This is a genomic window from Cellulophaga sp. 3_MG-2023, assembly GCF_030546975.1.
Taxonomy (GTDB): Bacteria; Bacteroidota; Bacteroidia; order Flavobacteriales; family Flavobacteriaceae; genus Cellulophaga.
Genome location: NZ_JAUOPS010000001.1, coordinates 524,122 through 536,778 on the forward strand (window position 1 = coordinate 524,122; position 12,657 = coordinate 536,778).

The 12,657-nt window shown below is 31.5% G+C and carries 9 protein-coding genes; 4 read left to right on the forward strand and 5 right to left on the reverse strand.

All coding sequences use genetic code 11. The annotated features are described in order from the left end of the window. Window positions 1-71: 71 nt before the first annotated feature. Complete coding sequence (locus Q4487_RS02110) at window positions 72-1,709, forward strand: hypothetical protein (protein ID WP_303542802.1); 1,638 nt, start codon at window positions 72-74, stop codon at window positions 1,707-1,709. 78 nt (window positions 1,710-1,787) lie between these two features. On the opposite strand, the gene Q4487_RS02115 is transcribed toward Q4487_RS02110, so the two are convergent. After that, window positions 1,788-2,897, reverse strand: coding sequence for a TlpA disulfide reductase family protein (locus tag Q4487_RS02115; RefSeq protein WP_303542804.1), 1,110 nt, complete (start codon window positions 2,895-2,897; stop codon window positions 1,788-1,790). Window positions 2,898-3,002: 105 nt separating this feature from the next. Beyond that, on the reverse strand, window positions 3,003-3,518 hold the full coding sequence (locus Q4487_RS02120) for a hypothetical protein (RefSeq protein WP_100896061.1): 516 nt from the start codon (window positions 3,516-3,518) through the stop codon (window positions 3,003-3,005). Window positions 3,519-3,608: 90 nt separating this feature from the next. On the opposite strand from Q4487_RS02120, the gene Q4487_RS02125 reads away from it, so the two are divergent. Next, on the forward strand, window positions 3,609-6,515 hold the full coding sequence (locus Q4487_RS02125) for an FAD-binding and (Fe-S)-binding domain-containing protein (protein WP_303542807.1): 2,907 nt from the start codon (window positions 3,609-3,611) through the stop codon (window positions 6,513-6,515). Window positions 6,516-6,528: 13 nt separating this feature from the next. Here the strand turns inward: Q4487_RS02125 and Q4487_RS02130 are convergent, their stop codons facing one another. Continuing rightward, window positions 6,529-7,395, reverse strand: coding sequence for a UDP-2,3-diacylglucosamine diphosphatase (locus tag Q4487_RS02130; RefSeq protein WP_100896059.1), 867 nt, complete (start codon window positions 7,393-7,395; stop codon window positions 6,529-6,531). A 166-nt stretch (window positions 7,396-7,561) separates the two neighbouring features. On the opposite strand from Q4487_RS02130, the gene aroC reads away from it, so the two are divergent. Together aroC and Q4487_RS02140 are read left to right on the forward strand one after the other, a co-directional pair. Next, complete coding sequence (aroC, locus tag Q4487_RS02135) at window positions 7,562-8,623, forward strand: chorismate synthase (protein ID WP_303542809.1); 1,062 nt, start codon at window positions 7,562-7,564, stop codon at window positions 8,621-8,623. A 126-nt stretch (window positions 8,624-8,749) separates the two neighbouring features. Continuing rightward, window positions 8,750-10,081, forward strand: coding sequence for a dicarboxylate/amino acid:cation symporter (locus Q4487_RS02140; protein ID WP_303542811.1), 1,332 nt, complete (start codon window positions 8,750-8,752; stop codon window positions 10,079-10,081). 38 nt (window positions 10,082-10,119) lie between these two features. On the opposite strand, the gene Q4487_RS02145 is transcribed toward Q4487_RS02140, so the two are convergent. Together Q4487_RS02145 and Q4487_RS02150 are read right to left on the reverse strand one after the other, a co-directional pair. Continuing rightward, the gene (locus Q4487_RS02145) at window positions 10,120-10,575 is read right to left on the reverse strand and encodes a hypothetical protein (RefSeq protein WP_303542813.1); all 456 of its coding nucleotides are present in this window, start codon (window positions 10,573-10,575) and stop codon (window positions 10,120-10,122) included. Window positions 10,576-10,601: 26 nt separating this feature from the next. After that, window positions 10,602-12,629, reverse strand: coding sequence for a DUF4139 domain-containing protein (locus Q4487_RS02150; protein ID WP_303542815.1), 2,028 nt, complete (start codon window positions 12,627-12,629; stop codon window positions 10,602-10,604). Window positions 12,630-12,657: the final 28 nt, after the last annotated feature.

Below are 12,657 nucleotides of genomic sequence, written 5' to 3' on the forward strand. Positions count from 1 at the left end.
AATATAAATTATATACTATTTGGTGTATTTTTGCGTTATAATTATCCCAAATAATTAATAACCTACTTATTATGAAGTTTAGATCTTTAGTATTTTCTATGGCTATTGCCTTAGGATTTGTAGCGTGTAGTGATGAGACTACCGTGTTTAATGAAGCAGAAAAATTAGCTGAGTTAGAAGTAAATCAAGAAACTCTTACAAATAGTATCGATTTTGAAAAAGCCGGAGTACTTGGTGTTTTTGAAGAAGATAAATCAACTGGTAAATTTTCAAAAGAAGAAGATGGCCAAGCTGGTGATTACCCGCTAACTTTAGTTGCACAGGTAAAAGCGCCTACTTATAATGGAAACGCAAACTTAGCTGCCACTCATATTGCTGTAGATGGTGATTATGCTTATGTATCTTATAACACTCAGTTTGACACTTATGGTGGTGCTATAGATATTGTGCGCATTAGTGACCCTCACAATCCTGAAGTAACTGCAAGGTTAAATTATACAAATGCAGACATTAATTCTGTTACCGTATCTAACGGTTATGTGTATGCTGCTGGTAGTGTTGACGCAGAACTATCTGCAACAGCAACAGACAATTCTTTTGTTGCAAAAATAAGTACAAGTAATGGTTCTTTTAATTTAAATGATATAACATACGGTTTTCAACAAGGAAAAGCTGGTACAGACGTATTATCGTTTAATAATAAAATATACGCAACTAGTGGTAAAGAAGGTACTTTAACAGTTTATAGTGCTGCAAATATGACAATTGAAAGTCAGTTTGAGGCTAACGACTTACTTTCTATTGCTACGCACGATAATAAAATAGCTGTTTTAGACGGAGATTTTGGAGTTACTGTTTATAACTCTAATTTAGAAAAGATTAGTACAATTGCTATCAATACAGATTTAGGTATTGGTACTAAAAAAAATATGGACTTTACGTCTACTAAAATTCTTGTACCTGAAGCTAATAAAGGAGTAGGAGTATACAACTTTGCATCAGGAGAACGTATTAAATATATTCCAATTTCTGCTCATCCAGACGCAGACGCTAACGGAGATAATGTAACCAACGCAATTTCTAAAAATGAGAATGTTGTAATGATTGCAAATGGTGCGGCTGGTTTATCGTTAGCAGAAGAAAAAGATGGAGAATTAAGTATTTTTGGAGTTATTGATATTGATGGATCTGTAAATTATGTAACTACTAAAGATGATTACGTATTTGCTGCTACTGGTACAGAAGGATTGCAAATTATAAAATTAAACAGACCTACTACAAGTTTAGAGTCTAAATGTACAGGTTTAGAATGGTACAGAGGATCATCTAACTTAACAGTTAATAAAGGTGAAATTGCTCAGTATACAGGGTATACAAGATTTAATTCTGTTACTACTAGCGGAGAATTATTATTATGTGGTTCTTGGTCTACTAGATACAATACAGTTGTGGAGGAAGCTGCTTTGTTAGAGATGAGAGGTTCTTACTATATGGCAACAAATAGTAGTAGATCTTCTTTAACAATTAAAAAAGATGCTACTTTTAGAGTAGAAGGCAATTTGTATGTTTATGGTAATGTTATTTTAGAAGAAGGTGCAACTTTAGAGTTTTTAGGAGAAGACTCTGTAGTAAACGTTTTTGGAACAGTAACTAAAGCGCCAACAGCCAAAGTTATTGGTACATACAGAGATGTTAGAAACAAGTTTTAAAAAAGAATAATTACTATAAAAAAAGTCCGAAACTAATTTTAGTTTCGGACTTTTTTATGCAATTAAAATTACAATATATTATTGTAATAACTCTGCTATTTTATTTTCTAAGTCGTCTCCTCTTAGGTTTTTAGCAATAATAACTCCTTTTTCATCTAAAATAAAAGTAGAAGGTATAGAAGTTACATTGTATAATTTAGCAATTTCTTGTACGTCTTTTTCATTGTAAACGTGACTCCAAGGTAAGCCATCTTCTTCAATAGCTTTTTTCCATTCAGTTGCATTTTTATCTAAAGAAACACCAACAATATTTAAACCCTTGTCGTGGTATTTATTATATACATTTACAACATTAGGATTTTCTCTTCTACAAGGTACACACCAGGCAGCCCAAAAATCTACTATAGTTACTTTACCCAATGCTTTATTTAATGCTAAAGGTGTACCATCTAAACTAGGAGCTGTAAACTCTGGAGCTTTAGCACCAATAGAAGTTGCTTTGTTTTTATTTATTATTTCTAAAACAGATTTGGCTGCAGCAGTTTGCTTAACCTCTTCAGATAAACCGCTAACTAATTCACTAATCTCATCTTCTGTTAAAATTTTGTTCATTAACAGTCTGTTAATAATCATTGCAGATATAACAGCATTAGGATTTGCTTTAGTAAAGTTAATCTCGTAATCTTTACCTTCTTCTTGTATTTCTTTAATTTCGTCCTGTAATGCTTTTACTGTAGCGGTATCCTTAGCCATAGCAGCTTTTTGGTAATCTTGCTGTATAGATTGTACTTTTTCTCCTATAAGTTTAGAACCTTCAATAAAATCTGAAAACATATCATTTTGTGGTGTTCCACTAATAACTACATTTCTTAGACTATCTCTGTGAGCAGACATTTCTATTGTTCCGTTTTCAGGAAAAAACATCATATTACCCCTAACCTTATCAATAAATACGTAGTAAGGATCTAAAATTTTTGGCGTAGGTGTATTAAATACAAACTTTCCTTCTTTAACTGTAACAGTATCTACTTCTTTAATAGAGTTGTTTTCTCCTGCTGTTTTTAAAAACACTTGTGTACCATCTGCAACATCTCCTCTTAAGGTTCCGTTTAATACAAATGAATCGGTCTTTTCTCCACAAGACACTGCTAATACAGCAATAGTAAGAATAACTAGTAATTTTTTCATTATTTGTTTTTATAATTTAGTGTTACAAATGTAGGGAAACTAAAAGTCATAAAAAAAGCCCTTAACATTTTGCATGTAAGGGCTTGTTATTGGCTAGTTTACAGTTTAAAATTTATAACGTAAACCTAAAGCTATATCAAAATCAAAATTATCACTAAAGTGCTTGTATCCTGTTAAGCCTATTTCTGGTCTTATATCTAAAGAAATTAATAATGGAAAGTCAAAATTATATTCTATACCAACATCTCCGGCAGCAAAAATAAATAAGCCTCCATCTGGTTCTCTAATATCAGTTGGGTCATTAGGGTTTGCAATTGGTTCAAAATCTACACTACCAAAACCAGCACCAGCACCATAGTACCAATTAAAGCCATTATCTATAGCAAAAACCCATTGGTGTATACCAGAAAGCTTAAAAGCATCATAATTTTTACTATCTCTCCAGCCTAAATTAGCTTCTAAACGAGTGTACCTTGTTAAACTTTTTTGGTATGATAATTCTGCACCAAACCCCTTACTATCTCCAAGTCTTAAACCGGCAGTATGTTCTGCAATATCTTGTGCACTTAAAGTGGCGGTTATCAAAAAAACAAAAAATGGAATTACTTTTAAGATTTTCATAATACTATATATTTTTGATGTAAAAATATGACGTTTAAATCATATTTAAGTGAATAAAAACTTATTTTAGTTCCCAAAAATTATACCAAATTGAATACCAAACTACTTAACTCACTAGAACAGAATTTAGAAGGAGATTTATTTGTAGATAAACTTTCTACAACTTTGTATGCTACTGATGCATCTGTATACCGAAAAATGCCTTTAGCTGTTGCTCTACCAAAAACTACTAGTGATCTAAAAAAGCTAATTAATTTTGCATCAGAAAACAACATTGGGTTAATACCAAGAACTGCAGGTACATCTTTAGCGGGTCAATGTGTTGGTGATGGTATTGTTGTAGATGTATCTAAACATTTTACTAAAATAATTAGTGTAGATAAAGATAAAAGGCAAGTTACAGTACAGCCTGGTGTAATTAGAGATGAGTTAAACCTTTTTCTAGAACCTTATGGGTTGTTTTTTGGACCAAATACATCTACTTCTAATAGATGTATGATTGGTGGTATGGTTGGTAATAATTCATCTGGTACAACATCTATTCAGTATGGTATTACAAGAGAAAAAACGGTTTCTTTAAAAGCTATATTGTCTGATGGTACAGAGGCTAACTTTGGAGATTTGACTAAAGATGAGTTTCATAAAAAAAGAGAAGAGGATACGCTAGAGGGTAAAATTTACAATTCTATTTTTGATGAATTAAGTATAAAAGAAACCCAAGAAGAAATTATAAAAGAATTTCCAAAATCATCTATTCATCGAAGAAATACAGGGTATGCAGTAGATGAATTATTGCATAATAGTGTTTTTGGTAAAGATGGTAAGTTTAATATGTGTAAACTGTTAAGTGGTAGTGAAGGTACTTTAGCTTTTACTACAGAAATTACACTAAGCTTAGATCCTATTCCGCCAAAGTATGCGGCAATGGTTGTTACTCATTACAATTCTTTAGAAGATTGTTTGGCAGATGTAGTCCCTGTTATGGAGCACCAACTGCATTTATGTGAAATGATGGATAAGGTTATTTTAGATTGTACAAAAAATAACAGAGCACAACTAGCAAATAGATTTTTTGTAGAAGAAGACCCTGCTGCATTATTAATGCTAGAGTTAAAAGCAAACACTAAAGCAGACTTAAATTATTTTATAGATAGTTTACTAAATACCATAAAAAAATCTGGTCTTAGTTATGCTAATCCTATTTTATTTGGAGATGATATAAAAAAGGCTGTAGAACTACGTAAAGCTGGTTTAGGGCTTTTGGGTAATATGGTTGGCGATAAAAAAGCAGTTGCTTGTATAGAAGATACTGCCGTTGCTATTGAAGATTTAAAAGAATTTATTGGTGAGTTTACAACAATAATGAAAGGTCATAACCAGAGTGCTGTGTATTACGCACACGCAGGAGCTGGCGAGTTACATTTGCGTCCTATATTAAATTTAAAAAAAGGAGATGATGTTAAATTATTTAGAGATATAACTACTGATGTTGCCAAATTAACTAAAAAATACAATGGCTCTTTTAGTGGTGAGCACGGAGATGGTATTGTACGAGCAGAGTTTATACCGTTAATGATTGGTGATAAAAATTACCAATTGCTACGCAGAATAAAATCTTACTTTGATCCTAAAGGAATTTTTAATCCAGGTAAAATTGTAGACTCCTACCCAATGGATGAGTCTTTTAGGTATGAAATTGACAGGAAAGAACCTGAAATAGAAACATTATTAGATTTTACAGAAAGTGAAGGAATATTAAAAGCTGCCGAAAAATGTAACGGTAGTGGCGATTGTAGAAAAACAGAAAAGTCTTCTGGTGCAATGTGTCCTAGTTACCACGTTACTCGTAATGAAAAAGATACTACTAGAGGTAGGGCAAATGCGCTAAGAGAAATGCTAACTAATACAGAGGAAGCTAACAAGTTTAACCAAAAAGAGCTTAAAGAGGTTTTTGATCTTTGTTTAAGTTGTAAAGCTTGTTCTAGTGAGTGCCCTAGTAATGTAGATATAGCTACTTTAAAGGCAGAGTTTAGTTACCAATACCAAGAAGTTAACGGATATTCTTTTAGAAATAAATTGTTTGCTTTTAATACAAAATACAACGCTTTAGGTAGTAAAATGCCCAAAATGACTAATTTTATGTTTAATTCATCACTTTTTGGAGGTGTAATTAAAAATATAAGTGGTGTTGCTCCAGAGCGTAGCTTACCAAATGTTTACAAATTTAATTTTGATAAATACTTAAGCCAAATAGATACTAATGGTAAAAAAAGTATTGGCAAAGTTATTTTGTATATAGATGAATTTACAAAATATTTAGATGTTAACATTGGTATAGATGCTATACAAGTATTAACTAAGTTAGGGTACAATGTAGAGTTGTTTTATGCAGAGAGTGGACGCACATTTATATCAAAAGGATTTTTAAAACAAGCTAAAGAACTTGCTTTAAAGAATGTAGTTAAATTAAAAGAATTTACAGATAAAGGTGTAGTTGTAGTTGGTTTAGAGCCTTCTGCTATTTTAACTTTTAGAGATGAATATAAAAAATTAGTGAGTGATAAGGAATTGGTAAATGCTGTTGCTAAAAATGCGTTTATTGTTGAAGAGTTTTTAGCTGGTGAAATAGAAAAAGGAAACATTTCAAAAAACCAATTTACCAAAGAAGCTAAAACTGTAAAAATTCATAATCACTGTCATCAAAAATCTTTAAGCAACCAAAAAGTAACTTTTGATGTGCTTAATGTAATAGAAAATTATAAAGTATCTATAATAAGCTCTGGTTGCTGTGGTATGGCAGGTTCTTTTGGTTATGAAAAAGAACATTATAAAACTAGTATGGCTGTAGGTAATTTAAAATTATTTCCGGCAATTAATAAGAGTAATAATGATGTCATTATTTCTGCAAATGGCACTAGTTGTAGACACCAAATTTATGACGGTACAAAACGTAAAGCATTACATCCAATAACAATTTTAAAAGAAGCACTTGTTTAAATAGCAAGTGTTTCTATTCTGTAGTGTTATCTTCAATTTTATTACCATTTTTAATAGGATTATTGCTGGTAATAGAGTTTATAAGCTCTTGCATATCCATATTTTTTATTTCTTCGTCAGCAAAAAAAGGGGATAATTTATCATGATTGTATTGGTATAGTTTCCAACGCTTAAAAGAATATTCTAAAGCAGTTAGATTTTCTATCCAATCTCCAGAGTTTAAATATACGCAGCGGCCATATTTGTTTTCTTTTAACTCTTTTTTAGGCTGGTGTATGTGTCCGCAAGCAACATAATCATATCCTTTTTCAATGGCTAAATTAACAGCAGTTTCTTCAAAATTACTAATATATTTTACAGCACCTTTTACACTGTTTTTAATTCGTTTAGATAAAGAATACTTTTCTCTTCCCATTTTAGATAATCCCCAATTTAAGGCTCTATTTATTAATATTAATAAATCATATCCTTTACCACCTAATTTAGCTAACCATTTAGCATTTGTAATAGAAGCATCAAAAACATCACCATGAAAAAACCACCCTTTTTTTCCGTCTAAATCTAAAACAAGTTTATCTACAATATGCACATTACCCATAATTGTACCGCTAAATTTACGTAGCATTTCATCATGGTTACCAGTAATGTAATATACTCGTACGCCCTTAGAGGCCATACCAATAATTTTTTTTAAAACTTTCATATGTGAAGATGGAAAGTACCGCTTGCTAAATTGCCAAACATCTACAATATCTCCATTTAATATTAAAATTTTTGGGTCAATACTATTTAAATAAATTAGTATTTCGTCTGCATGACAACCATAAGTACCCAAGTGAACGTCAGAAATAACAGCAACCTCAATTTTTCTTTTCTTCATCTTTACCAGTTTATACAAACTAACCCTTTATATATGAACTGAATATAAACAACTAATGAAAATTTTGTGATGATTGTGTTAAGTGTACATTAAGACATATCTAAATTTTATATTCTGATGCTTATAAATTATCTTTGGAACTTATACATACCAATAAAATAATTAGATGGCAGGAAACACTTTTGGTAACCTTTTTAAGGTAGCAACCTTTGGAGAATCACACGGAGTAGCAATAGGCGGAGTATTAGATGGTTGCCCAGCAGGCATAGAAATAGATCTAGATGCTATACAAACAGAATTAAACCGAAGAAAACCTGGACAATCTAAAATAGTTACACAGCGTAAAGAGCCAGACGAGGTAGAATTTTTTTCTGGTATTTTTGAAGGTAAAACTACAGGGACTCCAATTGGGTTTGCCATACGCAATACTAACCAAAAATCTCATGATTACTCACATATAAAAGACTCTTACAGGCCGTCACATGCAGATTATGTGTATGATAAAAAATATGGATTTAGAGATTACCGTGGTGGCGGACGTAGTTCTGCTCGTGAAACTGCTAGTAGAGTAGTAGCTGGTGCAATTGCAAAGCAATTTTTATCTAACATAAAAATTAATGCTTATGTTTCTCAGGTAGGAGAATTAAAATTAAATAAAAACTACACCGATTTAAATTTAGCAGATACAGAGTTAAACCCTGTACGTTGTCCAGACCAAGATATGGCTGCTAAAATGGAAACATACATTAAGGATATTAAAAAACAAGGAGATACTATTGGTGGTGTTATTACTTGTGTTCTACAAAATGTGCCAATTGGTTTAGGTGAGCCAGCTTTTGATAAATTGCACGCAGAATTAGGAAAAGCAATGCTTAGTATTAATGCTGTAAAAGGTTTTGAATATGGTAGTGGTTTTAGCGGTGTAGCTATGAAAGGTAGTGAGCATAACGACCAATTTAATACAGATGGCACAACAAAAACCAACTTTAGTGGTGGTATACAAGGTGGTATAAGCAATGGTATGGATATTTATTTTAACGTAGCGTTTAAACCTGTTGCTACTATTATACAGCCTTATGAAACAATAGATAAGGATGGTAATATGGTGAAAACTCAAGGTAAAGGTCGTCATGACCCTTGTGTTGTGCCAAGAGCCGTACCAATTGTTGAGGCAATGGCAGCTTTAGTTTTAGCAGATTACACCTTAATAAACAACAGTATTAAATAATTGACAGATATTTTTACATTGAATTATTAGTAATAATTGATGTTAAAAATTATTGATTCAATTTTATTTGGAACGTAACAGACCAAAATGGTATATTACTCACAAAAATTTTTATAAAATAGAAGTATGAAGAAATTGGAGCTGCACTGGCAGATTATGATAGGGATGGTTTTTGGTATCCTCTTTGGTTTTGGCATGGCACAACTTACATGGGGCAAAGATTTTATACTAGACTGGATTGGACCATTTGGACAAATATTTGTGAACCTCCTAAAGTTAATTGCGGTTCCGTTAATACTTGCATCATTAATTAAAGGAATATCAGACTTAAAAGATATTTCCAAATTTAGAAATATCGGTTTTAAAACTATTGGTATTTATATGTTTACAACAGTAATAGCTATTACCATAGGCCTTGTACTAGTAAATGTATTGCAGCCAGGTGAAGGTATTTCTCAAGAAACTATAACAAAATTAACTAATACCTATGCTAACGATAGTGGTTTGCAAGGTAAAATTGCGGAAGCTACAACACAAAAAGAAAGTGGCCCATTGCAGTTTTTAGTAGATATGGTACCTAGCAATGCCTTGGCAGCTATGAGTAATAATAAACTAATGTTACAAGTTATATTCTTTACTATTTTTATGGGAATATCTATGTTGTTAGTTGGTGAAAAAAGATCTAAACCTTTAAAAGATTTTTTTGACTCACTAAATGATGTTATTCTTAAAATGGTAGATTTAATTATGCTTGCCGCTCCTTTTGCTGTATTTGCATTATTAAGTCAGGTTGTAGTTACTGCAGATGATCCAGAAATTTTACAGAAGTTACTATCTTATGCAGGAGTAGTTGTTTTAGGGTTGATACTAATGATAGCTTTTTACTGTTCTCTAGTATATTTTTATACAAAAAAGAATCCTATTTGGTTTTTAAAACAAATGAGTCCAGCTCAATTATTAGCTTTTTCTACTAGTTCTAGTGCGGCAACTTTGCCAGTAACTATGGAAAGGGTAGAAGAGCACATTGGGGTAGATAAGGAGGTATCAAGCTTTGTTTTACCAGTTGGAGCTACAATTAATATGGATGGTACAAGTTTATACCAAGCTGTAGCTGCTGTATTTATTATGCAGGTACTTTGGCCAGAAGGTTTAACTTTTGGAAACCAACTATCTATTGTATTAACCGCATTATTGGCTTCTATAGGTTCTGCAGCAGTACCAGGAGCAGGTATGGTAATGTTGGTTATAGTGTTGGAAGCTATTGGTTTTCCGGCAGATTTATACCCTGTTGCATTGGCGTTAATTTTTGCTGTAGACAGACCATTAGATATGTGTAGAACCGTAGTAAATGTTACAGGAGATGCTACAGTATCTATGATTGTTGCTAAATCTGCTGGTAAATTACATGATAATCCTAAGGCTAAAAATTGGGATGATAATTATGACGAAGTAAAGTAGCATAACTACTTTTAATATATAAAAGCAGCATCAAACAATTAAGTTTGATGCTGTTTTACTTTTATAACTATATTGTCTTTAAAAATAATATCTAATGCGTCTGTATCAATACTAAAAATACCAGGTTTAAACCCCAATATATAAGCAATATGTTCTGGGTTGTATTCATAAAAATCTTCACCTAATAATTGTATAACTTCTGTTCTAGTTTTACCAATTAGCATATTACTCTCAATTATATCAGTAGATAACTCATAACGTTGCTCAGGATTGTTGTTCCATTTTTGTTGATTAAACTGATGTTTAGGATAGTAGGAAATTATTGCTACAAAACAATATATGCTAAAGATGTATGTTAATGGAGCAAAAACAATAGATAGTCCTATTGCAGTAATTTTTTTATATTTTAAAGCAATTCTATTGCTTTTTTTTAAAGCCCAATTAAAAATGAAAAATAAGACGATAGCTATAAATAGGATTATTAATATGATCATAATTGTATGTTAAATAAGTTTGTAAATTATAAAGAGATATGTTTGTTTTTAGGATATTTAACTTGGTAAGAAAAACGTTCTTTTTGTGTTTCTTTACTATTTAAATCTATTTTCCACGTTAGCAAACCTTTAGCGTCATTATAATTTGCATTGTATGTTTCTATTTCACTTACTTTAATCTCTTTATTTTCAGATAACGGAATCCTGTCTATTAACTTTACGGTAATCGCTGTGCTTTTATTATTCTTAATTTCTAAATCATACGCTCTGTTTAACACACGATTATTACCAAATAGAGATTTACCTTTAAAGTTTCGATCTTGCTTTCTTGTAACTGTAATACCTGCATCTACACCTAAAGAAACTACCATTTCTTTTGTTGTTTTGTATGGATCTATTACCGTTTTACCAGCAAAACCACCTTTAAAGTATATGTTAGCCTCACCAGGTAATAAATTGTATTGTTCCCAGTTTTTAAACGATGCAGTTAAAAAAACATTTTCATTTAATACGGGTATAGAAAGGTACTCGTATGTAGCATCTAAATTAAAGGTATTAATTTCTATGGCTATTATATCTCCATCAGACTTAATAGAATACGGTTTTTTAATTGCAAAAGTTGTATTGGTAACATCGTCTTCTGTAGTACTCTTTTTAGTAGTAATTACAATCACACCATTAGTAGCTCTAGAACCGTAAACAGCAGTTGCAGAAACTCCATTTAATTTTTCTAAAGATTGTATATCGTTGGCATCAATATCACCTTCTATAAAATTTTCCATTGGCACGCCGTCTACAATATACAAAGGCAATTCTGGTTTATTTGTAGTTAGGGTAGATGTTCCTCTAACTTTTACGCCCGCTACCTTACCTTGTAAAGAACTAGAGTAACCTGTAACTACAACTTCATCTAAGGCTTCATTATCTTCATCTAATTTTGTGTTTATTATAGATGCATAAATTGGTAGTTCTGTTGTTTGCATTCCTATGTAAGAAAACTGTAATTCTCGCCCAGTATGGGTTGCTATGGTGTAGTTTCCATCAAAATCTGTTTGTGTACCTATGTTAGTGCCTTTTATTAAAACAGTACAGCCAGGTAAAGGTTGTCCGGATGCGTCTGTAACCACCCCTGTTACTTTTTTTACTGAAGGATTGTAATAATATTTACTCTTTTTTATAGCTTTAGATTGGTAATTGTACCCGTTTGTAAAGTTTAGATATTTAGTGTCTATAACCGGTTTAGTTGTTTGTTTTATAGGGTTTCCGGTTGATAAATTAATTTTTACATTCTTCCACTCATTACCTGTGTTTTGGTACACATTAGCTTTGTATTTAAGTTGAAGATTACTGGCTGTATTTTTAGATTTTATATCATAAGTTGGCACCCAACCAGCATCTGAAACAACATAAGACAAAATTAAGTTTATGTTAATGTCTACAGGGGCATCAAACTTAACAACTAATTCTCCTTGCGCTATAGCAGGCCCAGTTGTAAGCTCTTTTACTTGTAAATTTAGATCTCTAATTGTTGTGCTTATTTTTTCTATTTCATTATTTATAGTAAATATCTCATCTCTAATTTCAGTAATGCGTTTTCTGTAGTAAGTACTTATTTGTTTAAGCTTCTCTAGGTCTAAATTTTCTGTAGTTGCGCTTACTTGTCTGTTTTTGGTAATTAATAATTCTTCTTCTTGTAAACCAGATATTCTATTTTTTAATAGTTGAATTTTTTTAGATAGTAATTTGGCTTCATTTTGTAATTTTGTAGCTTCAGGAGTTACCATAAACTTATCTAAATAGTTAATACCGTAATCCATTGCTAAAATAGAAACAGATTGTAACCCTGATATTTGAATGCTATTTTCATCAATTTTAGAAGATAAACCAGTAAACTTTAACTCGGTTGTACCTTCTTTAAGCGTAAAATTACTTGTGCGTGTAATTTGTGCTCCATTTAAGTAAACTGTAACCTCTTTTATGGTAGAAGGAGTTTTTTTGTCGTTTGCAGTTATTGCTAGGGGAATTAGTAATAATAGATAAAGTAGCTTTTTCATAAATATTAGTTTTTAAGGTTGCGTAAAC